Origin of the sequence: Leminorella grimontii ATCC 33999 = DSM 5078, from assembly GCF_000439085.1 — a bacterium.
In the GTDB taxonomy this organism is placed as follows: domain Bacteria; phylum Pseudomonadota; class Gammaproteobacteria; order Enterobacterales; family Enterobacteriaceae; genus Leminorella; species Leminorella grimontii.
The window spans coordinates 22,381-43,154 of the sequence record NZ_AUUA01000008.1; the positions used below are offsets into that span (position 1 = coordinate 22,381).

20 protein-coding genes are annotated in these 20,774 nt (G+C 55.7%); 7 read left to right on the forward strand and 13 right to left on the reverse strand.

Annotated features, from left to right (window positions below; translation table 11 throughout):
- Positions 1–11: 11 nt before the first annotated feature.
- From G544_RS0111785 to G544_RS0111805, 5 genes are all read right to left on the reverse strand, one after another.
- Positions 12–338: a cytochrome o ubiquinol oxidase subunit IV gene (locus G544_RS0111785; protein WP_027274796.1), complete on the reverse strand. Its 327-nt coding sequence runs from the start codon at positions 336–338 to the stop codon at positions 12–14.
- Complete coding sequence (locus G544_RS0111790; protein ID WP_027274797.1) at positions 339–959, reverse strand: cytochrome o ubiquinol oxidase subunit III; 621 nt, start codon at positions 957–959, stop codon at positions 339–341.
- Complete coding sequence (gene cyoB / locus G544_RS0111795; RefSeq protein WP_027274798.1) at positions 949–2,943, reverse strand: cytochrome o ubiquinol oxidase subunit I; 1,995 nt, start codon at positions 2,941–2,943, stop codon at positions 949–951. The genes G544_RS0111790 and cyoB overlap by 11 nt, the downstream gene beginning before the upstream one ends.
- Positions 2,944–2,946: 3 nt before the next feature.
- Complete coding sequence (cyoA, locus tag G544_RS20425; protein WP_051155715.1) at positions 2,947–3,834, reverse strand: ubiquinol oxidase subunit II; 888 nt, start codon at positions 3,832–3,834, stop codon at positions 2,947–2,949.
- A gap of 402 nt (positions 3,835–4,236) precedes the next feature.
- Positions 4,237–4,785 (reverse strand): metal-dependent hydrolase, encoded by a 549-nt coding sequence (locus G544_RS0111805; RefSeq protein ID WP_027274799.1) that lies wholly within the window; start codon positions 4,783–4,785, stop codon positions 4,237–4,239.
- A gap of 212 nt (positions 4,786–4,997) precedes the next feature.
- Between G544_RS0111805 and G544_RS0111810 the strand changes: the two genes are divergently transcribed.
- The gene (locus tag G544_RS0111810) at positions 4,998–6,695 is read left to right on the forward strand and encodes a M14 family metallopeptidase (protein ID WP_027274800.1); all 1,698 of its coding nucleotides are present in this window, start codon (positions 4,998–5,000) and stop codon (positions 6,693–6,695) included.
- Between the two features lie 27 nt (positions 6,696–6,722).
- Positions 6,723–7,697, forward strand: coding sequence for a hypothetical protein (locus tag G544_RS0111815; RefSeq protein WP_027274801.1), 975 nt, complete (start codon positions 6,723–6,725; stop codon positions 7,695–7,697).
- Between the two features lie 44 nt (positions 7,698–7,741).
- Here the strand turns inward: G544_RS0111815 and G544_RS0111820 are convergent, their stop codons facing one another.
- The 4 genes from G544_RS0111820 to G544_RS0111835 form a co-directional block, all read right to left on the reverse strand.
- Entirely contained in the window at positions 7,742–8,623 is an 882-nt protein-coding gene (locus G544_RS0111820) for a U32 family peptidase (RefSeq protein WP_027274802.1), read from the reverse strand.
- Positions 8,624–8,635: 12 nt separating this feature from the next.
- A complete protein-coding gene (gene ubiU, locus G544_RS0111825) occupies positions 8,636–9,631 on the reverse strand; it encodes a ubiquinone anaerobic biosynthesis protein UbiU (protein ID WP_027274803.1) in 996 nt (331 codons plus the stop codon).
- 345 nt (positions 9,632–9,976) lie between these two features.
- On the reverse strand, positions 9,977–12,103 hold the full coding sequence (locus G544_RS0111830; protein ID WP_027274804.1) for a DUF4034 domain-containing protein: 2,127 nt from the start codon (positions 12,101–12,103) through the stop codon (positions 9,977–9,979).
- A gap of 41 nt (positions 12,104–12,144) precedes the next feature.
- Positions 12,145–12,360, reverse strand: coding sequence for a hypothetical protein (locus G544_RS0111835; RefSeq protein WP_027274805.1), 216 nt, complete (start codon positions 12,358–12,360; stop codon positions 12,145–12,147).
- A 151-nt stretch (positions 12,361–12,511) separates the two neighbouring features.
- On the opposite strand from G544_RS0111835, the gene G544_RS0111840 reads away from it, so the two are divergent.
- The 3 genes from G544_RS0111840 to G544_RS0111855 all read left to right on the forward strand — a co-directional run bounded on the left by G544_RS0111840 (position 12,512) and on the right by G544_RS0111855 (position 14,205).
- Complete coding sequence (locus G544_RS0111840) at positions 12,512–12,787, forward strand: hypothetical protein (RefSeq protein ID WP_134389192.1); 276 nt, start codon at positions 12,512–12,514, stop codon at positions 12,785–12,787.
- Positions 12,788–13,186: 399 nt separating this feature from the next.
- Positions 13,187–13,708 carry a ubiquinone anaerobic biosynthesis accessory factor UbiT gene (gene ubiT, locus G544_RS0111850; protein ID WP_027274808.1) on the forward strand — a complete coding sequence of 174 codons (522 nt, stop codon included), beginning with the start codon at positions 13,187–13,189 and terminating at the stop codon, positions 13,706–13,708.
- Positions 13,702–14,205 (forward strand): GNAT family N-acetyltransferase, encoded by a 504-nt coding sequence (locus G544_RS0111855; RefSeq protein WP_027274809.1) that lies wholly within the window; start codon positions 13,702–13,704, stop codon positions 14,203–14,205. Before ubiT ends, G544_RS0111855 begins: the two co-directional genes overlap by 7 nt.
- A gap of 12 nt (positions 14,206–14,217) precedes the next feature.
- Here G544_RS0111855 and G544_RS0111860 read toward each other — a convergent pair whose 3' ends face one another.
- Positions 14,218–14,535 (reverse strand): GIY-YIG nuclease family protein, encoded by a 318-nt coding sequence (locus tag G544_RS0111860; protein ID WP_036023945.1) that lies wholly within the window; start codon positions 14,533–14,535, stop codon positions 14,218–14,220.
- A 111-nt stretch (positions 14,536–14,646) separates the two neighbouring features.
- Here G544_RS0111860 and G544_RS20430 point away from each other — a divergent pair, with 111 nt between their 5' ends.
- Entirely contained in the window at positions 14,647–15,120 is a 474-nt protein-coding gene (locus G544_RS20430) for a YhbP family protein (protein WP_036023948.1), read from the forward strand.
- On the opposite strand, the gene G544_RS0111870 is transcribed toward G544_RS20430, so the two are convergent.
- The 3 genes from G544_RS0111870 to nrdD all read right to left on the reverse strand — a co-directional run bounded on the left by G544_RS0111870 (position 15,107) and on the right by nrdD (position 18,236).
- Positions 15,107–15,520: a DUF2251 domain-containing protein gene (locus tag G544_RS0111870; RefSeq protein WP_027274811.1), complete on the reverse strand. Its 414-nt coding sequence runs from the start codon at positions 15,518–15,520 to the stop codon at positions 15,107–15,109. The two genes, G544_RS20430 and G544_RS0111870, sit on opposite strands and share 14 nt — an antisense overlap.
- Positions 15,521–15,553: 33 nt before the next feature.
- Complete coding sequence (nrdG, locus tag G544_RS0111875; RefSeq protein WP_027274812.1) at positions 15,554–16,018, reverse strand: anaerobic ribonucleoside-triphosphate reductase-activating protein; 465 nt, start codon at positions 16,016–16,018, stop codon at positions 15,554–15,556.
- A 79-nt stretch (positions 16,019–16,097) separates the two neighbouring features.
- Positions 16,098–18,236 carry an anaerobic ribonucleoside-triphosphate reductase gene (nrdD, locus tag G544_RS0111880; protein WP_027274813.1) on the reverse strand — a complete coding sequence of 713 codons (2,139 nt, stop codon included), beginning with the start codon at positions 18,234–18,236 and terminating at the stop codon, positions 16,098–16,100.
- A 317-nt stretch (positions 18,237–18,553) separates the two neighbouring features.
- On the opposite strand from nrdD, the gene G544_RS20435 reads away from it, so the two are divergent.
- Positions 18,554–20,722: a YgiQ family radical SAM protein gene (locus tag G544_RS20435; protein ID WP_051155716.1), complete on the forward strand. Its 2,169-nt coding sequence runs from the start codon at positions 18,554–18,556 to the stop codon at positions 20,720–20,722.
- The last annotated feature ends 52 nt before the right edge of the window (positions 20,723–20,774 follow it).

The following is a 20,774-nucleotide window of genomic DNA, read 5'->3' on the forward strand; positions in this document are numbered from 1 at the left end:
AGATACCGCGCTTAGTGAGCCATCATGTTGACGTTAAGGTTGTACATAATCCACAGCGAACCCACGACGACGATGGCGATGATAAGTCCAGTAAAAACCAGAGCGACGAAGTTCCAGCCGCCCTCTGACTTTGTGTTCATATGCAAGAAATAAACCAGATGCACCACTATCTGTACGACGGCAAACAGTGAGATGGCGACAACCAGCGTCTTCGGTTCCGCCGCACCCGTCATCACCATCCAAAACGGAATGGCGGTCAGAATGACGGACAGAACGAAGCCTATCAGATACGATTTTACGGAGCCGTGGCTGGCGCCGGAAACGTCAGTATGTTTCATTTAGATAGCCCCCATCAGATAAACCACGGTGAACACGCAGATCCAGATTACGTCGAGGAAGTGCCAGAACAGGCTCAGGCACATCAGGCGCGCGCTGTTTTTCGGCGTCAGTCCCTTTTTGGCCACCTGAATAATCATAACCGCCATCCAGATTAGGCCCAGCGTCACGTGCAGCCCGTGAGTGCCGACCAGCGTAAAGAAGCCGGATAGGAAGGCGCTGGCGCTGGGGCCGTAGCCTTCGCTAATCAGAAGGTGGAACTCGTTGAGCTCCATGACGATGAAGCCGAAGCCGAACAGGAAGGTGACGATAAGCCAGCCGATGACCTGGCTCTTTACCCCCTTGTTCATCGCGATAACCGCCATGCCGTAGGTGAAGCTACTGAGCAGCAGCAGCGCCGTTTCGCCAAGCACGTAGGGCAGCTCGAAAATCTCTTTGCCGGACGGGCCGTCGGCCACGCCGGTCACCAGCACCGCATAGGTGGCGAACACGCAGGCAAAGAGAATGCAGTCGCTCATCAGGTAGATCCAAAAACCGAAGACGGTTTTGGCGCCGCTGTCGTGGTGTTCATGCTCGTGCTCGTGAGCATGCGCGTTTGGCGCGATTAGCGTATCAGTTACCATGATTCACCCCGGCTTTGCTCAGTTGTTCAAAACGCTGCTGTTCGATTTTTTCTATTTCATCTACCGGCACGTAGTAGTCGGTATTGTCGTTAAAGGTGTAGGCGATGTAGGTTACCGCCATGCCAATAAGGCCCACGATAGCCATCCACCAGATTTCCCACACCATCGCGAAGCCGAAGACCACGCTGAAGGCGGCGATAATCACGCCGACGCCGGTGTTTCTCGGCATGTGGATTGGCTCATACTTGGCCGGGCGCGCGTAGGCGATGCCCTTTTCCTTTTGGTCTGCGAAGGCGTCGATGCCGTTAATGTGCGGCAGGTGGGCGAAGTTATAGAACGGCGCCGGAGAAGAGGTTGCCCACTCCAGCGTGCGGCCGCCCCATGGGTCGCCGGTGACGTCCAGATTTTTCTTGCGGTCCTTGATGCTGACCAAAAGCTGTAGGATTTGGCAGGCGATGCCCAGTGCAATCAGCACGGCGCCGAACGCGGCTACCAGCAGCAGGGTTGTCCATTCAGGCTGCAGGCTGTAGTTCAGGCGACGGGTCATGCCCATAAAGCCCAGCGCGTACAGCGGCATGAAGGCGACGAAGAAGCCGATAATCCAGAACCAGAAGGCGTACTTGCCCAGGCGCTCGTTAAGCTTGAAGCCGAAGGCCTTTGGGAACCAGTAGTTGAAGCCCGCCAGGCAGCCGAACACCACGCCGCCGATAATCACGTTGTGGAAGTGGGCAATCAGGAACAGGCTGTTGTGCAGCACGTAGTTGGCGCCCGGCACGGCCAGCAGCACGCCGGTCATCCCGCCGACGGTGAAGGTTACCAGGAAGCCCAGCGTCCACAGGATCGGCGTAGAGAACTGAATGCGCCCCTGATACATGGTGAACAGCCAGTTGAAAATCTTCACTCCGGTCGGGATGGAGATAATCATAGTGGCTATGCCGAAGAAGGCGTTGACGTTCGCCCCGGCGCCCATGGTGAAGAAGTGGTGCAGCCAGACGATAAAGGACAGCAGGGTGATAACTACCGTCGCCCACACCAGCGAGGTGTAGCCGAACAGCCGCTTTTTGCTGAAGGTCGCCACCACTTCGGAGAAGATGCCAAAGCAGGGCAGGATCAGAATGTACACTTCAGGGTGGCCCCATGCCCAGATGAGGTTGACGTACATCATCTGGTTGCCGCCGAGGTCGTTGGTGAAGAAGTGGAAGTCCAGATAGCGGTCGAGCGTCAGCATCGCGACGGTCGCCGTCAGGATGGGGAACGCGGCGATGATAAGCACGTTGGCGCACAGGGCGGTCCAGGTGAATACCGGCATGTCCATCATCTTCATGCCCGGCGCGCGCATCTTCAGGATGGTCGCGAAGAAGTTCACCCCGGTGAGCAGCGTACCGACCCCGGATATCTGTAGGCTCCATATCCAGTAGTCGACCCCCACGCCGGGGTTATATACCTTACCCGACAGCGGCGGATAGGCCAGCCAGCCGGTTTGGGCGAATTCGCCGACGCCGAGAGAAATGTTGATAAGCACCACGCCCGCCACGAACAGCCAGAAGCTCAGCGAGTTGAGGAACGGGAAGGCCACGTCGCGCGCGCCGATTTGCAGCGGCACCACGATGTTCATCAGGCCGATGACGAACGGCATCGCCATAAAGAAGATCATGATGACGCCGTGCGCGGTAAAGATTTGGTCGTAGTGGTGCGGCGGCAGGAAGCCTTCGCCCGAGGTGGCGGCGGCGACGGCTAGCTGGGTGCGCATCATGATGGCGTCGGCAAAGCCGCGCAGCAGCATCACCATGGCGACCAGGATGTACATGACGCCGATCTTTTTATGGTCGACGCTGGTCAGCCATTCGGTCCATAGCCACTTCCATTTTCCGAAATAGGTCAGCAGCGCCAGCACGGCGATGCCGCCCACGATAATCATGCCGACGGCGCCCATAATAATCGGCTCATGATAAGGAATGGCGTCTAGGGTTAATTTTCCTAACATGGTTTATTCCTCGGCTCCAGAGTGATGTGCGTGCTTGCTCTTGTCCATATCCATATATTGATTAATGATGTCCAGATACAGGCCGGGCTTAACGGTAGAGAAGTATTCAACCGGATTGTTTTCGCTCGGCTTGGCGAGCTTGCCGTAGTCGGCCCACTGTAGCTGATTGGGCGACTGTTTGACTTTTTCCACCCACTTGTTGAAGTCTTCTTCCGAGGTCACCAGCGCGTTGAACTTCATGCCGGAGAAGCCTTTGCCGCTGTAGTTGGCCGACATGCCGGGATAAACGCCTTTTTCATTGGCGATGAGGTGCACGACGTTTTGCATGCCGGCCATCGCGTAAATCTGGCTGCCGAGCCTTGGAATAAAGAACGAGTTCATCACCGTGTCGGAGGTTATCTTGAACTTGACCGGCACGTTTTCGGGGAAAGAGAGTTCGTTAACGGTAGCGATGCCCAGATCCGGATAGATGAACAGCCACTTCCAGTCCATAGAAACCGCTTCAATGGTGATCGTCTTGGCGTCGCTCTCGATAGGCGTTCTTGGATCGAGCGCATGAGTGCTTTTCCACGTCAGCGTGCCGAGGATCAGAATGATGATGCAGGGAATGCCCCAAACCACCAGCTCTATCTTGTTCGAGTGGGCCCAGTTAGGCGTGTATTTAGCGCTTTGATTGGATTCGCGGTATTTCCATGCGAAGAGAAAAGTCATAAAGATAGCGGGGATAACGACTATCAGCATCAGCAGAATTGCCGTGACGATCAGGGACTTTTGCTCCATGCCGATCTGCCCCTTGGGGTTCATCAGGGCCATATCGCAGCCGCTGAGGAGTAATCCCGTTAATCCGACTATCAACACTTTAGAAAGCGTCGTGCATTGTTTTAGTCTCATCGGTCGACCTCGTGACAAAGGACTCAAGTGCTTTGTTATATCCAGGGCTTTTGGGAATAGCCCGATTGTGAGCTGATTTTATTTAAAAGTTACAAAAATGTAAATAATATTAATTTATTGTCATCAAAAGATGATTTTTAAGTTAACCCAAATTCAGGGGAATAACGGTGCTTAATCGATTGATATAAGAAGAATAGACTGGTTTTTAAATTTTGGGCGGCGAATTGCAGTCATAAATCGCTAAATCAGTCAGATAGGGATATTGGTTAAAATGACATAAATCGCTAAAGGAGGGCGTTTTGGTGTGATATTCAGCGACTAAACCGGGATATTTAGCGGTTAACGCAGCAATAACCCACTATCCCGGCGTAAGGTAGGGATTATTGCTGTAATCGATTATTTCTATGAGGGTTGTTGAACTTCGGCCCGGTCTATTCTTCTGGCGACCATCATCGACAGCATCATGACGATCCCTGGTAGCCATACCCACACGAGCTCTGACTTGATGACGGCGATGCCGCTTGGTTCCAGATATTTTGCCAAGCTAAACGGCGCCACCTTGATGACCTGAACGGGCGCAAAAAAACGTTCCTGCGACCACGGCCACAGCCAGCCGACGCCCATGCCGCCGGTGGTCAACGAATCCAGCGCGCTGTGCGACAGTAAGGACAGCGTGAGAAAACACCATATTCTCCAGTATCCAACCTTAAACCACCGCTTGAGCGCCAGGGCCAGCGTCGGCAGCGCAAAGGCGAACAGCAGTGAATGAGTAAATCCCCGGTGGCCAAAGGCGTTGGCGTAGGCAACGCCGAACTTAAAGGAGAGCACGTCAAGGTCGGGAATGACGGCAAAGGCGACACCGGCCAGCAGTAAAGAGGGGGGAATCGCTCTTTTCCCCAGCCCAAGGCCGATACATAGGGGAACGGCGGCGTGCGTGACAACGGTTGGCATGGCTAACGTCCTGTTATGAAATCTATTGTCTATTTTTTAATGCTATCCGCGTCGTGTGAAGCGCGCATGAAGTAAGAGGGAGAACCTTAGCGCTCGCTTTTTCGTGCGGATTTACAACGAGAGGAGAGATTCTGTGCTCGCTTAGTGGAATAATAGCCGCAGTTTACCGGCGAGAAGATGAAGCCTTGCCGGCGTTTCTTTGGAGATGCGTCATGAGAAAGTTGTCCAGAACGGTGGCCGTTGCGCTGTTCCCCTGCCTGTTTGGCCTGTCTTTATTTTCGACCAGTACCTATGCGAAGTACGATCCCGCCAGGGATTATCAGGAAGTTCCTTCTATCGTTAAGCAGTTTCCCGCGCCCAGCCTCGATCTGGGAACGCCGGCCTTTGCCGCGGATAAAAGGGACTTCACCAGCCAGGACGAACTGACCGCGTTTATCGCCGGCTTGAGCAAGACCTCTCTCAATCTGCGCGTGACCACTATCGGCAAATCGCAGAAGGGCAAAGATATCCCGATGCTGGTTTTCTCCCAGACGCAGGACGTTTCCGCTCAGCAGCTGATAAAGAACGGTAAGCCGACGGTGCTTATCGTAGCGATGCAGCACGGGGATGAACCCGCTTCCGGCGAGGGCGCGTTGGCTTACGCCAAGAGCCTTGCACAGGGAAAAGAGGGCGACGTGCTCTCGTGGGTTAACGTGCTGATTGTGCCAAGGGCTAACCCGGACGGGGCCGACGCGTTTACCGAAACGTTGGCCAATGGGGTAGACCTGAATAAGGATCACCTTGCGTTAAGCTCGCCGGAAAGCCGGGCGCTGGCCTCGGTGATGAACGAATATCAGCCGGACGTCGTGCTGGACAGCCGTGAATACCAGCCGGCGGGCCGCTGGTTGGAAAAGTTTGGCGCGCTTGCGCGCTATGACTCGATGATTCAGTACGCCACCGCGCCCAACCTGTCGACCAAGGTGACGACGCTGAGTGAACGCACTTTCCGCCAGAGCCTGATTAACACGTTGGAGTCGAACGGGCTGAGCCACAGCGGCTACTTGACTCTTGACGGTGAAGGCGCCGACAAGGGGCTCGTCAACATGGGCAGCATCGACGCCAATACCTTTCGCAGTGCGGCCGGCTTACGTAACGCCGTTTCGCTCTCTTTCGCGACGCGCGGCGTTGGGCTTGGAAAGGCGCATTTTGCTCGCCGGGTTTACACCCAGTATTTATCCATACAAAGCCTGGTGAAGGCGGCGGCGAAGAATCATGACGACGTTATTGCGCAGCGCCGCGGCGTTCGCGAGGAGATTAACGCTCAGGCCGGGCAGGGCGCGATCGTCGTGCGGGGGAAGTCGCTGCCAAGCCCGATGACGCTGTCGATGATGGATGCTAAAACGGCGGACAACGTCAAGGTCAACGTTCAGGTGGAGTCGGCGTTGGACGTCATGCCGGTGCTTACCCGCCCACGACCTTACGCCTATCTGCTGCCGCCCTCTGAGAAAGCGTCGGTCGCCCGACTGAAGGCGCTGGGCGTTGACGTTTACCAGGTCAGCGAAAAGCAGACGATTAAGGCGCAGCAGTATGCGCTGGTTCCGTTAAGCAAGTCGGCGCAGACGATAAAAGCGCCGGAAGCGGCTCGCCGTCTGTTAAGCCATCTGGAGAGCGTGTCGCTGGAGCTTGCGCCGGGGTACTACTACGTGCCGCTAAACCAGCCGCTGGCCAACCTGGTAGTGACGCTGCTGGAGCCGGACGCGCCCGACAGCATGTTGGCGAGTGGCGTGATGAAAACGCCGGCTTCGCCAAAGGCGCAAAAGGGGAAAAAGGCCAAGGCGAGCGCCGCTAAAGAGGCTTCTAAAGATGATTCGCTGCGGCTGCCGCTTTATCGCGTGCATGAGAGGCCGGATATCGCCAGCGTGGCGATGTGAAGTTCGGCCATTGACCGAGTAGAGTAGATGAATATTTATCAAGGACGAGCGGGGCTGGCCGCACTAATCCTGCTGGCGGCGCAGTGCTTCTTCAGCGCATCGGCAGCGGACGACATGATGGCGCCGCTGTTTGACTGTTCGGCTTCACAATTAAGCATGGTCTCCGGCAGCAATCAGGCGCTTATGGCGGCGGAAGGCGTGTCGGAGAAAGACCTGCGCATTGAGGCCGAAGAGCAGGGCGGTAAAATCGCGCTCCACCTCTATGACCGGCGGAAAACGCAAACGCCGGAAACGCCGGGCGCGGGGGACTTGGGCTGGGTGACTTACGATCCGCAGAATAACTCGTTAACGGACGTCAACGACAGCCCGCTGACGTTTAACCAGGAAGCGGGAAAGCGCTATCAGCAGTGCCTTCAGCGGGCGAAAAAATGCCAGTCATTGTTTAGTCGTCTAAAGCTTGACGCCATTATGGTTGAATCTCCCCGCTGGGTCGTGAAAGGGAAATCTCGCGCCGGGTTTTATTCCGCACCGGTAGAACAATGTCGCAGCGAGTCCGTTTTCGTTATTCCCGGCGATATCGTTCAGGTGGTGGGATTGGGCGTGCGCGATGAGGCTTCGCAGCGTCTTTTAGACAAAGAAGCGGGAGATGAGCAAAGCGGCTATCTGCTGGTTCAGTTTAGAGACGTGATGGGCTGGGTGCGCGCTGACAGGCTGGATTCGGTGGATGATATTTGCGATGACGCCCTTCGACAGGCCAACGTCAGCACCTGGCCGGAAAGTAACTTCAGCCCCCGCCGGGTAGCGAATCACCGCCAGCGGCTATATTTTTACGATGCGCCGAACGGCGTTTGCGCGCGTGAAGATAAAACGTTCATCGTTGACGGCGACAGCGTGCAGGCGCTGAGCGAAAAGTCGTTCGCAGGCTTTACGTTTGTACGCTACGTCCATCCGGTGACGCACGAGGTTACCGAAGGCTGGGTTTTGGCCAGCGGCCTTAAATAAAATCGCCGCCGCGATAGGCCTATCGCGGCGGCGTGCGGTTAAGCCTATTCCGTCACCAGCTCCAGCCCCGCCACGCGCAGCCAGTAGCCGTTGCAGTCAGCCTGCCCTTTAAGCGCCAGCGGCGCTTCGCCGCGCTCGTTGCGGCGGAAGTCGTCAAGCAGCGTCAGGGTATCGAGCCCCATCGGCGACAGGCGAACTACGTCGACCAGCCCTTCCATATCCTTCAGGTTGTTGCCGAGGTTGTAGCAGTAGCCGCTCTGCGTCTGGATGCCGTTAAGTACGAACACGCGCTGCTCTTCCTGAGAAATCACCTCCCTGCCGTTGGGATAGTTGATGCAGCAGGTTTCGCATTCGTCCTTGGCGCGGTTTTCCGAACGGGCGGTAAAGCAGCGGGCGGAGTAGGCCAGCGGCAGGTTGCCGTAGCTGAAGACCTCAACTTCAAAGCGATTGCGGATATCCAGCGCTTCGCATTGGATCAGCAGATTGGCCAGCCAGTCGCGGGAAAGCTCGACCGGCATGCACCAGCGCGTCATGCCCTGCTTTAACAGCAGGCGCAGCGCGTAGGCGTTATAGCAGTTAAGCGCGGGGCCGGCGACGAAGGGCAGGTTGTTTTCAGCGGCCATGTTGACCGCCGCGAAGTCGTTGGCTTCAATCAAAAAGTCGCCGTTTTCAACGTAGCGCTTAAGCTCGGTCAGCTCCGACGGCGCCTGAATGAGCGTCAGCGTGGACAGCACGATTTGCTTGCCCGACTGCGCAAGCGCTTTCGCCAGCGCCAGCCAGTCGGCTACTTTCATCTCACGGCGCTTGCTGCACACCGTTTCGCCCAGATAAATCACGTCGGCGCTGCTCTCCATCGCCGCGCGATAGAAGGCTTCGGTGTCGGTTTTAGGCCAATAGTACAGCAGCGGGCCCAGTGCGTATTTCATCTCTTTCTCCTGCTACTGCCATTGACGATGGTAAGCGCCGAGGGTAGTCTGCGTACCCTCCGAGACGGCGCCCAGCGCGTCTCTCCAGGCCGGCTCAACGGTAAACGCCTGCGGGTTGGCCAGGCAGCGGTCAATCGCCTGTCGCCATACCTTCGCGACCTGACTGACGTAGGCCGGGCTGCGCTGGCGGCCCTCGATTTTCACCGAGGCGATGTTGGCGGCTAAAAGCTCTGGCAAAAGCTCAAGGGTATTGAGACTGGTGGGCTCTTCCAGCGGGTGATAAAGCTCGCCGTCAACCCGGTAGCGGCCTTTGCACAGCGTCGGATAGCCGGCGTTTTCGCCGTCCTGATAGCGGTCAATCAGCACGTCGTTAAGGCGCGACTCCAGCCCCTGCGGCGTCTGTTGCCAGCGCACGAAGCGGGCGGGCGAGCAGGCGCCGACGGTGTTGGGCGACTCGCCGGTCAGGTAGGAGGAAAGGTAGCAGCGTCCTTCCGACATAATGCACAGGCTGCCGAAGGCGAATACCTCCAGTGGAACCGGGCTCACGCGGGCAAGCTGCTTGACCTGATGCATCGAGAGCACGCGAGGCAGCACCACGCGGGCGACGTCAAAGTTGCGGTGGTAGAAACGAATGGCTTCTTCATTAGTGGTCGACGCCTGCACCGAAACGTGGCGCTCAAGCTGCGGGTGGCGCAGGCTTGCGTATTCCAGCATGGCGATGTCCGCCAGAATAAGCGCGTCCGCGCCGATGTCCGCGGCCTGATCGACCGCCCGTTGCCAGCGGGAAAAGCCGTCCGGGTGGGCGAAGGTGTTGATCGCCACGTGCAGCTTGCGCCCGCGCCGGTGAACGTAGTCCACCGCTTCGGCAAGCTTGCTGTCGGTAAAGTTAAGGCCCGCAAAGTGGCGGGCGTTGGTGTCGTCTTTAAAACCGATGTACACCGCGTCGGCGCCGTTATCTACGGCCGCCTTCAGCGCCGGCAGGTTACCGGCAGGGCAAAGCAGTTCCATCAAGAGTTCCTGAAAAATCATCACATAAAACGATTGGTGCCGATTGTAGTTAACCTTTTGATAACGAATTTTGATTTGAGGCAGCTATTTGTAGATTGGGATAATCTATCTGGCTTATGCGTTCGAGGTATCTGCCAGATTTATCGTTTGGTTACTGCGGTACGGCGTATGCTATGACGACAAAATCGTTGTCTACCGTATCTGGGGGGATAGCCACTAACAGCTTCATGTTGAATACGATGCGTGGTTTGTTCGCGTATAGTCTTAAAGAGCATAAGCCGTCAGTCAATATGTCCCGTTCAGACATGGCAATATTGATGACGGCTTAACCCGCTCTCAGGTTAGTTAATGTCGCGTGGGCTTAGGGGTAGCCCGGCCAGGCAGTTCTGCATCCGAGAGTTTCAACGTTAGCCAGGCATAGCGGCATCGCTTCCAGAAAGTATCTCCGTGTAGATGAGCAAGACAATCCCACACGACGTCACTGTCTGGATAGAGCGTTTTGGCAAAATGATACCAGCGCGCGCTTTGTTTCATATTAAACAGCTTTTTGTCCTGCTTGTTGCCATACAGCCGCGACAGCGTAACCATCGCTTCCATCGAGCCTTTGTCAGCTTCCTCATGCAACATATCCAGTCGTGCGTGCGCCAACGTGTAATCCTTCACCTCAAAAATATTGAGCAGGTATAACCGCCAGGCGCCTTCACGCCCGAGTTGGTGCGCCTGATACAGGTAATCGAGCATCTTTTTTTCATCGGCAAAGCGCTTGGGCTGAGAGGTTTCCTCCCGAATTAACCATTTGTAACACATGGCTATTCTGACATAAATATGTCCCAGGTCGTCTTCGTACTGTGTGTATTCGCCATTACTCACCAGCGGATATGCGATGCTGTCACGCAGGCTTATTTGTTTACGCAAGATTTCCGCCGCTCGCTGGTAATAGTCCAACGCGGTGGCGGGTTCATACGGCAACAAACTGTTATCGTCGCTGCTTTCGTGTTCCTGGCCCAACCATTTCATTGCGCCGGGAATATTTCTCTGCGCGCCAAGCTCCGCTAGCGGCACACAGTGTTCCGTGAGCTTGAGCCAGTGCAACGAGCGAATAGTCCAGTTCCAGGTGGGGCTACACTCGATACTATTAACGCTCTCTTTGTCCAACCACGCTTTAGCCCGTTTCTCGTTTTTCTCAAAGCCGAACAGCCCGGCGTACTGAAAATAGCCGCGATAGATTTCCACGCCTGAATATAACGTCTGCTGCGAGTTCTGACAGATAAAATTATAAATCCAGTTCGTGTCGGGAAAATCACGCAGTGCAAACGCCACTGCTCGATAGGTAAAATAGTTATTCAGCTTTCTCTTTTCCATGACGGCTAGCTGAATGCAGCGCCACAGCGCGTCTTCGTTTTCCAGATCGTCATAGCAGTTCATGAGCCACCCCAGCGCATTATGGCGAGCCTCTCGGCTGCGTGCGTGCAGGGCTATTTCTCTGGCTTTGGCAATGACGCGTTCCTGCTCTTCGGAGGAATCGATTTCCTTGATGCGCAGATCGCGGTAGTCATCCCACCAGATAAGTAGCTCCAGATGCTCCCGTTCCTCCGGCGACAGATGCGCGCAAACGGACGAGGCCAGAAACTCGCGGATCTCTTCATGCGAGCCTCTCCAGCGCGGCATTCGAAACGGTATGTATTCATCCAGCGCGTAAAACGCCGTGGGGAAAATACGCTGGCAGACGGAGAGCCAGTATTTCTGCCCGGCATCGCCTTTGCAAGCCGGTAGCCAGGAAGGACGAGGCAGAGAAGGGCAAATCGCGTTGTCGAACGACAACCCGGAATGCGCCATCAGCGCGTCCGTTTCTTGCGGTGAAGACTGACGATAGCGGGCAAGCTCTTGCATTATCGGCTGTCCTGTCACTTCTTCACCCTGCAAGAACGCAACCAGCCACGTCGGTTGACCAAAAACTTTTGAGTTGGTGCTGGTCAGCGCGGCGGCCATCCATTGGCGCGGCTCGCAGTGAATGGCATTAAGGGCGGCAATCACCATTTGTTCATTACAGGCCGCCGCGCAGATCCACATCGCATGGGTGGTTTCTCTTGCCCAGCCGTAGCTGCGATATAGCCATGCGTAATTGTTCCAGTATTGCGCCTCGGCAAGCCAGGCGTGAGTGGAGTACGGACGCGCGCGCTGCCAGTTTTTAATAAGCGCCAGACCGTCTGGTCCAGCTTTAACAGGAGCGCCCATATCATAGAAATCGGTCATGTTCGTCCACCAGGAGCGGAAATAGCGCTTTTCCGCTTCGCGGCAGGTGATGCTTTCAGCCAGCGCCTGGTTGTAGAGCGCATCCAGTTCGTCATAGCGCTCATCGCGTAGAAAGCCGACGATGTCGGCAATAAACCATTCGCGCTGCGGGCCGTTTTCCGTCATTTTGTTATTGCACATAGCCTGCATGGCCGTATGTAGGCGAGCATCCTGTTCCATAAACCGTCCTGTTAATGGGGGGCGAAAATGTTAAATTCATTCTACGGCGTATTTTGCCAGTTTTCGGTGCAATACCTGGAGGTATAACTGGCCGCTGAGGTAATTAGGGAAATCTTAGAAAAATGGTTGATGAGCCATTGTTTAATGGTTCCACCGTCGTTATGCAGCCAGCTGTACTGAGGGGCAGCCTTTTTTATGTCCGGCGTATTGATGATATTTCTAGAGTTGTCGCCATCACGAGAGAGATTATTTCCCATAACGTTCCGTGTCCAATGTTAATAGTTATACTATTCCACCCTGACCTACTGGAGTGTGCCGGAAAATATAACAAAAAATTCCGAGGCTTGATATTTTGTATTAAGTCGAGGGCAGTAATTTCTATGGAGACATGACCAGGTGAAATTCAAAATGAAAATAATAGATTATTTTGAGCTAAGCGATGGCCGAACCGTTTTTTTGGGATATATATCGGAAAATGAGGGAATGATTAGCGACTGCCGCTGCGATCTGCTCAGAAATGGCCTTTACGTGCAGCCGCTCCACGTTATGAGAGAAATGCTGATAAAAAAGTATGAAATAAACGACTATAGAGCGATTGAAGTCACTGGCCCTGTGCCATTCACGCATGAATGCGTAAAAAATGAGGTTTGGGAAATTTCTTATAACTCAAAATCCTTTAGCTAATTACCTCATTATTATCTGTAAGTGGGGGCATTGATGGCTGGGAATATTTTGGCGATATTCACTATTTCTAATGACATGCCTTTTCCTAAAGAAATGGGAATAAAGAGCAGCTATTCGCCACACCATAAGTTTAAAAATGTCGAGTATTTGGTTAGCGGCCGGCACCAGTATGAAGATGATGAGATCCATTACCCTGGGGAAGATCTTTATTGTCACAATCACTTTTGCCAGCTGGGAGTACATGAAAATGAGCTTGAACGTGGGAGATGAGTTTGAAGTGAGAGAAACGGGTCGCATTGTCGGCTATGGTAAGGTAGTGACAATTTTTTGAGCTACCCACACGATTTTCCCCTGCGTTGTGGCACAATAGCACCAATCGTTTTTTGCAGGAGTAAGCCCGTGTTAGCACAGTTAAGAGCACGTCTGGTCCGTCAGGGGCCGTCCTTCCTTCGTTTACCCATCAGGCTGACGCCGTTTGCGTTACAAAAGCAGGTGTTGCAGCAGCTCCTGAGCTGGCAGTTCAAGCAGGCGCTGGCGGAAGGGGAGCTGGACTTTCTGGAAGGCCGCTGGCTGAAGGTCGAAGTGCGGGATCTGGAGCTGCGTTGGTTCGTTACCGTGCGCGGCGGGGCGCTGCTGGTGAGCGAGAATCAGCAGGAAGACGTCAGCTTTAGCGGTGAAGCCAACGACTTAATCCTGATCGCCGCTCGCAAGCAGGATCCGGATACGCTGTTTTTCCAACGCCGCCTGGTGATTGAGGGCGATACGGAGCTGGGGCTTTACGTTAAAAACCTGATGGATTCTATCGATCTGGACAGCATGCCCGCGCCTTTGCGCATTGGCCTGCTGCAGCTTGCCGACTTCGTTGAGGCCGGCCTGAAAGAGGGCGGCGAAGCGGCTTCGCACGCGCCCGCATCATGCTGATCCGCGTCGAGATCCCCGTCGATGCAGCCGGCATTTCTCGGCTGCTTGAGGCATCCTTTCCCGGCGGCGAAGAGGCCGAGCTGGTGCATAGCCTTCGGGAAGACGGCCTGATTACGCTGGGCGTGGTCGCGACCGACGATGAGGGCGGCGTAATTGGCTACGCGGCGTTTAGCCCGGTGATGGTAAACGGCGAAGAGCTACAGTGGGTCGGACTGGGGCCGCTGGCGGTAGCGGAAGGCTATCGTAAGCAGGGGATCGGCAAGCAGCTGGTGTATGAAGGGTTGGATTCGCTCAACGAGTTTGGCTATGCGGCCGTCGTGGCGCTGGGCGATCCTGGCTACTACGGCGGACTGGGGTTTAAAAACGCCGCCGCCGCAGGGCTATACTGCAAGTGGCCTGGAACCGAAGCGGCGTTCCAGGTATATCCGCTGGCGGACGACGCGCTGTCGAGTGCGTCCGGGCTGGTGGCCTACTCTACGCCGTTCGATCGCTTTTAATTCAGGCGCGAACTACGCGACACACCCTAATAGGCGAGAAAGTTCAGAAAGCGAAGGCTGGTCTTGCACCAGCCTCTCTTTTTGCCTGCGATTAAGCTGCTTGATGCGGTATTCCAGCCGAAGCGCCAGCGAATGTTCGCCGATGAGGCACCGATAAACCAGCCTGAGTTCCCCCGCTCCCCGCAGCGCCTTAGCGCCTTTGCCGCACTGGTGCTGCTTAAATCGCCGCTCGACGTCCACGGTGATGCCGGTATACAGCCTGCCGTCGTCTGTTTCTATGATGTACAGATGCCAAACGGCCGCTAGAGCGGCCGGAGAGTCGTTTTCCACTCGGTGATTCCGTAAAGTTGCGCTGGCCGCTATGTTATCAGCTTTCTGACCAAAAGCGGTTGTGATAACGTGATGACCCTTCTCTCTTTTCTTCCTTGACGTTGAGGCCCCGTGAACGAAAACAGCGAACAGGCCCTGAAGGCCATCTGCCGCTATTTGAGCAAACAGCACGTCGTGACGCTGTGCGTTACTGAAGACGACGGCTTTCCCTGGTGCGCCAGCTGCTTTTATGCGTTTGACGCGGAATCGATGTCGCTGCTTTTAATGACGGAAGCGACGACTCGTCACGGGCGGGCGGCGCTGAATGATGAAAGAACGGCGGGAGCGATAACTGCGCAAACGCGCAACGTGCTTTTGATTCAGGGAATTCAGTACCGTGGGCGGCTGACGTTATTAGAAGGAGAAGAGGCCCAGCGGGCGCGAGCGCTCTATCTTAAGCGCTTCCCCATTGCCAGAATGGCGTCGGCGCCGCTTTGGCGGCTGAGCCTCGACGAAGTAAAAATGACCGACAACCGCGCGGGGTTTGGCGCCAAGCGGCTGTGGCGGCGCGCGCCGCAAGCGTCCGGGCCCGTTAGTGCGGAGTAGCGAAAAAGCGCTCGACGGCGTCGTCGTCCCACTGGTGTCCTTCTTTAGACCACTCGCCAAAAGCGTCGGGAAAGCCGGTTCGGCAGTAGCCGCGCTGGCTTTCAAAGTTGAACGCGCCGTGCGGATAGCCGTTAATTAGCAGAACGCACTTGCGGCCGTCTTCCGACCAGCCAATCTGTACGTCGGACGGCTTATCGCCGTCGGTAACGTCTTCAACGTTATAGATGTGTACGGCGTCCTGAATAGGATTCCCTTCAATCGAGTGGTCTAGCGCGTAGAAATAGCCGGTCTGGCCGTCGTCTTCAAAAACGGCGGCGAAAGCGCCTTCGGGGGCCTCGCTTTCTACCACCAGCTCGTTGCCGACGATAAGCTCATCCTGTGCGGTGACGTAAATCGCCATGTTTCCTCCTGAATTATGGGGTTTTCATATAGCCTAGCGCAGCCTGTGAACCACCTGATTGCTGCTGCCGCGCCACAGCAGGGCCGGGTCGGCCAGCTCTTTAACGAACTTGCCGTCAATCAGCACGTTAATGAGATCCACGACCTCCATTTGCTCCGGCGTTAATTCATCCAGCTTATATCCGGTCCAGACCCAGATATCCTTTCCTTCACACTCGCGCTTCACGCGCTGCACCAGCTTGAGTACGTCCGGCACGTTTTGCGGATGGAGAGGGTCGCCGCCGGACAGGGTTAGCCCCTGGCGCGGGATGCGGGCGTCGTTAAGGTCGGCAATGATTTTATCTTCCATTTCCGACGTAAAAAGCACGCCGGAATTGAGACGCCAGGTGCTTTGGTTGTAGCAGCCGGGGCACTGGTGGACGCAGCCGGAAACGAACAGCGTACAGCGGGTGCCGGGGCCGTTGACGACGTCGACGGGATAATACTGGTGGATATTCATAGCGGGTTCGATTGGTCGTGTAGCGTTTAAAGATACCGAAAGCCGCATCAAGCGGCTTTCGGTCAGCGGCAAAAGGGGATTAACCCAGCTGCCCTGCGCCCAGGTGTTTCACCCGACGCTTCACTTCTTCCTGCTTGCCGGCGTTAAACGGCCTGGCGTCCGGGCTGCCTAAGTAGCCGCACACGCGGCGAGTAACGGACACCTTCGACGAGTCGTGGTTGCCGCACTTCGGACAGGTAAAGCCCTTGCTGGTGCATTCGAACTCGCCGGAGAAGCCGCACTCGTAACATTCGTCAATCGGCGTATTGGTGCCATAGTACGGAACGCGGGTGTAGCTGTAGTCCCAAACGTCTTCCAGCGCCTTCACGTTGTGCTGAAGGTTCGGATATTCTCCGTAGCAGATGAAGCCGCCGTTAGCGAGCGGAGGATACGGCGCTTCAAAGTCCAGCTTGTCGTAAGGGTTAACCTTTTTCTCCACGTCCAAGTGGAAGCTGTTGGTGTAATAGCCCTTGTCGGTCACGTCTTCGATGACGCCGAACTCGGCGGTGTCCAGACGGCAGAAGCGGTTACACAGGTTCTCGCTCGGCGTGCTGTACAGGCTAAAGCCGTAGCCGGTCTCTTTCTTCCACTCTTCGACTGCGACCTTCAGGCGCTGAACGATTTCGACGCCTTTTTCACGCAGCGTTTGGTTGTCGTAAGGATGTTCCTTATTGCCAAACAGCGCGTTGATGGTTTCATGGATGCCGATATAGCCCAGAGAGATAGAGGCGCGACCGTTTTTAAAGATTTCCGCCACGTTGTCGTCAGGCTTTAAGCGAACGCCGCAGGCGCCTTCCATATAAAGGATGGGCGCGACGCGAGCCTTCACGCCTTCCAAACGGGCGATGCGGGTCATCAGCGCCTTCTTGGCAAGCGCCAGGCGCTGCTCAAGGATCTGCCAGAAGCGGGCTTCGTCACCGCGCGCTTCGATAGCGATGCGCGGCAGGTTCAGGCTGATGACGCCGAGGTTGTTGCGGCCGTCGTGAATCTGTTCGCCGTTTTCTTCATAGACGCCGAGGAAGCTGCGGCAGCCCATCGGGGTTTTAAAGGAGCCGGTAACCTTCACGACCTGATCGTAGTTCAGGATGTCCGGATACATGCGCTTGGTCGCGCACTCTAGCGCCAACTGCTTGATGTCGTAGTTGGCGTCGCCGAACTTGTGGTTTACGCCGTCTTTAATGGCGAACACCAGCTTCGGGAACACCGCGGTTTTGTGGTTCTTGCCTAGGCCCGCAATGCGGTTTTTCAAAATAGACTGCTGGATAAGGCGAGACTCCCAGCTGGTGCCAAGCCCGAAGCCAAAGGTGACGAACGGCGTCTGGCCGTTGGCGGTGTGCAGCGTATTGACTTCATATTCCAGCGATTGGAACGCGTCGTAGCACTCCTTTTCCGTTCTGGCGTGAGCGTAGCCTTCAACGTCGGGGATCTGCCACTCTTCGGCCACCTTGCGGTGCTTCTTGAAGCTTTCGGTAACGAACGGCGCCAGCACTTCGTCAATGCGGTTAATCGTGGTGCCGCCGTAGATGTGGCTGGCCACCTGCGCGATGATTTGCGCCGTTACCGCCGTCGCGGTAGAAATGGACTTCGGCGGCTCGATTTCCGCATTGCCCATCTTAAAGCCGTTGGTCAGCATGCCCTTAAGGTCGATGAGCATACAGTTGAACATCGGGAAGAAGGGGGAGTAGTCCAGATCGTGGTAGTGGATCTCGCCGCGTTCGTGAGCCAGCACCACGTCGCGAGGCAGCAGGTGCTGCTTGGCGTAGTGTTTGGCAACGATCCCTGCCAGCAGGTCGCGCTGGGTCGGAATGACTTTGCTGTCTTTGTTGGCGTTTTCATTCAACAAAGAAAGGTCGCTTTGCTCTACCAGGCCCTGAATTTCCTGATTCAAACGACCGCGCTTCTCGCGAGAGATATCGCGATCGTGACGATATTCAATGTAAGTACGGGCCAAGGTTTTGTAGTTACCGCTCATCAGGTGGTTTTCAACCGCCTGCTGAATTTCGTTGATATCTACCGCCGTGCGGCCTTCCATTTGGTCGGCGACGGCTTTTGCTACGCTGGCGCAGTAGGCGTCATCGTTAATTTCTGCGGCGGTGGCGGCCCGTACGATCGCTTCCTTGATGCGTACTTCATCAAAAGGCACTTTGCAGCCATCTCGCTTAATCACCACAGGTTTCACTATTGGCTCCTTCAATAAGTTCTCGGTTTTTACTGCATTATTCCAAGTTATCCACAAGAAAACCCCTTTTCATAGGGGAGATCTTGTGGATGAAAGGTGGATAAAATCACTACATATAGGCGTGTATTTTTATGGTAGGCACTATATATTGTATTCGCTACAAAGAAAAGCGCGTTTGTTTGACGAAGAGCAAAGATTTTGCTTTTTATCGAAGTCTTCAGAAAACGGTTGCTGAAAATTTCTTCGCTCTTCGCGTGGGGAAACGGGTATAATCGCGGCCCTGCAAGATAACCCGATAAAATAGTGATGAACCCCGTATGAGTACCCCCGTAAGCCTGATTCAGCCAGAACGCTCGCTGTTTTCCTATACGCCCTATTGGGCGGAGTGTTTCGGCACCGCGCCGTTTTTACCGATGTCCAAACAGGAAATGGACGCGCTGGGTTGGGACAGCTGCGATGTGATTGTCGTAACGGGGGACGCGTACGTCGATCATCCCAGCTTCGGCATGGCGATTATCGGCCGCATGCTGGAAGCGCAGGGATTTCGCGTCGGCATCATCGCCCAGCCGGACTGGACAAACAAAGAAGACTTCATGCGCCTGGGCAAGCCGAACCTGTTTTTCGGCGTGACTGCGGGCAACATGGATTCGATGATTAACCGCTATACCGCCGACAGGCGCCTGCGCCACGACGACGCCTATACGCCCGACAACGTCGGCGGCAAGCGCCCCGACCGCGCGACGCTGGTTTACAGCCAGCGCTGTAAAGAGGCCTATAAGGACGTGCCGGTCGTATTGGGCGGTATTGAAGCCAGCCTTCGGCGTATCGCACACTATGACTATTGGTCGGATACCGTACGCCGCTCGGTGCTGATGGACGCCAAGGCCGATATGCTTATCTACGGCAACGGCGAGCGTCCGCTGGTGGAGCTGGCGCACCGCCTGGCCGCCGGTGAACCGATTGACGCTATCAGGGATATTCGCAACACGGCAATTATGACCAAAGGGCCGCTGCCGGGCTGGTCGGGCGTCGATTCAACCCGGCTGGACAAACCGGGGCGCATTGACCCTATCCCACATCCTTATGGCGAGGATTTGCCCTGCGTTGACGAAGACAGCCCGTTTGCGCCGGAAAAGCAGCCCAAGGCCAAAGAGGTGGTGGTGCAGCCCGCCAAGCCCAAGCCGTGGGAGAAAACCTACGTGCTGCTGCCTTCCTATGAAAAGGTCAAAAACGACAAGGTGATGTACGCGCACGCGTCGCGCATCCTTCACCACGAAACCAACCCTGGCTGCGCTAGAGCGCTGCTGCAAAAGCACGGCGACCGCTACGTTTGGATTAATCCGCCGGCTATTCCGCTGTCGACGGAAGAGATGGACAGCGTTTTTGCGCTGCCCTACCAGCGGGTGCCGCATCCGGCCTATGAGGGCTCTCGGCTGCCGGCCTATGAGATGATCCGCTTTTCCGTCAATATTATGCGTGGCTGCTACGGCGGCTGTGCGTTCTGTTCTATTACCGAGCACGAAGGGCGGATTATCCAAAGCCGTTCTGAAGACTCTATCGTGCGTGAGATCGAAGCCATTCGCGACACGGTACCCGGATTTACCGGCATTATTTCCGACCTCGGCGGGCCGACGGCCAACATGTACATGCTGCGCTGCCAGTCGCCGAAAGCCGAACAAACCTGCCGACGCGCCTCCTGCGTTTACCCAGAGATTTGCCAACACATGGATACCAACCATGAGCCGACGATCAAGCTTTACCGGCGGGCGAGGGCGCTGAAGGGCATCAAGAAAATCCTGATCGCCTCCGGCGTGCGTTACGACTTAGCGGTGCAGGATCCGCGCTACATTAAAGAGCTGGCGACTCACCACGTGGGCGGCTATCTGAAAATTGCGCCGGAGCATACCGAGCAGGGGCCGCTGTCTAAGATGATGAAGCCGGGCATGGGCAGCTATGACAGGTTTAAAGAGCTGTTCGACGCCTATTCCAGACAGGCCGGTAAAGAGCAATATCTGATCCCGTACTTTATCTCCGCGCATCCCGGCACCACCGACGAGGACATGGTTAATCTGGCGCTGTGGCTGAAAAGGCACCGCTTCCGTTTGGATCAGGTGCAGAACTTCTATCCTTCGCCGCTGGCCAACTCGACCACCATGTATTACACCGGCAAGAACCCGCTGGGGAAGGTGGACTACAAGAGCGAAGAGGTGGCGGTACCTAAGGGCGATCGCCAGCGTCGTTTGCAAAAGGCCCTGTTGCGCTATCACGATCCCGCCAACTGGCCGATGATTCGCACCGCGCTTGAGGAGATGGGGCTTAAGCATCTGATCGGCAGCCGTCGAGAGTGCCTGGTGCCAGCGGCGACGATTGAAGAGCAGCGCGCCGCACGCAGAAGCCAGCGTAATACGCGCCCGGCGTTAACCAAGCACACGCCGATGGCGCATCAGCGCTCGGCGAGCGAACAGGGTAAAAAGAAGCGTCGCTAAACGTGAATTGGGAACGTTGCAGATACAGTCATCGTGAGAATGATGACCGTAT

Bases quoted from the DNA above. Each gene is read 5' to 3' on its own strand.
- G544_RS0111835 (WP_027274805.1), bottom strand. From the start codon at position 12,360: ATGGGAAATAATCTCTCTCGTGATGGCGACAACTCTAGAAATATCATC.
- G544_RS0111855 (WP_027274809.1), top strand. From the start codon at position 13,702: ATGCTGATCCGCGTCGAGATCCCCGTCGATGCAGCCGGCATTTCTCGG.
- G544_RS0111820 (WP_027274802.1), bottom strand. From the start codon at position 8,623: ATGAAATACGCACTGGGCCCGCTGCTGTACTATTGGCCTAAAACCGAC.
- G544_RS20435 (WP_051155716.1), top strand. From the start codon at position 18,554: ATGAGTACCCCCGTAAGCCTGATTCAGCCAGAACGCTCGCTGTTTTCC.
- cyoA (WP_051155715.1), bottom strand. From the start codon at position 3,834: ATGAGACTAAAACAATGCACGACGCTTTCTAAAGTGTTGATAGTCGGA.
- G544_RS0111785 (WP_027274796.1), bottom strand. From the start codon at position 338: ATGAAACATACTGACGTTTCCGGCGCCAGCCACGGCTCCGTAAAATCG.
- G544_RS0111815 (WP_027274801.1), top strand. From the start codon at position 6,723: ATGAATATTTATCAAGGACGAGCGGGGCTGGCCGCACTAATCCTGCTG.
- G544_RS0111805 (WP_027274799.1), bottom strand. From the start codon at position 4,785: ATGCCAACCGTTGTCACGCACGCCGCCGTTCCCCTATGTATCGGCCTT.
- G544_RS0111870 (WP_027274811.1), bottom strand. From the start codon at position 15,520: ATGGCGATTTACGTCACCGCACAGGATGAGCTTATCGTCGGCAACGAG.
- G544_RS0111810 (WP_027274800.1), top strand. From the start codon at position 4,998: ATGAGAAAGTTGTCCAGAACGGTGGCCGTTGCGCTGTTCCCCTGCCTG.
- G544_RS0111840 (WP_134389192.1), top strand. From the start codon at position 12,512: ATGAAAATAATAGATTATTTTGAGCTAAGCGATGGCCGAACCGTTTTT.
- G544_RS0111790 (WP_027274797.1), bottom strand. From the start codon at position 959: ATGGTAACTGATACGCTAATCGCGCCAAACGCGCATGCTCACGAGCAC.
- nrdG (WP_027274812.1), bottom strand. From the start codon at position 16,018: ATGAATATCCACCAGTATTATCCCGTCGACGTCGTCAACGGCCCCGGC.
- G544_RS0111830 (WP_027274804.1), bottom strand. From the start codon at position 12,103: ATGGAACAGGATGCTCGCCTACATACGGCCATGCAGGCTATGTGCAAT.
- ubiU (WP_027274803.1), bottom strand. From the start codon at position 9,631: ATGGAACTGCTTTGCCCTGCCGGTAACCTGCCGGCGCTGAAGGCGGCC.
- cyoB (WP_027274798.1), bottom strand. From the start codon at position 2,943: ATGTTAGGAAAATTAACCCTAGACGCCATTCCTTATCATGAGCCGATT.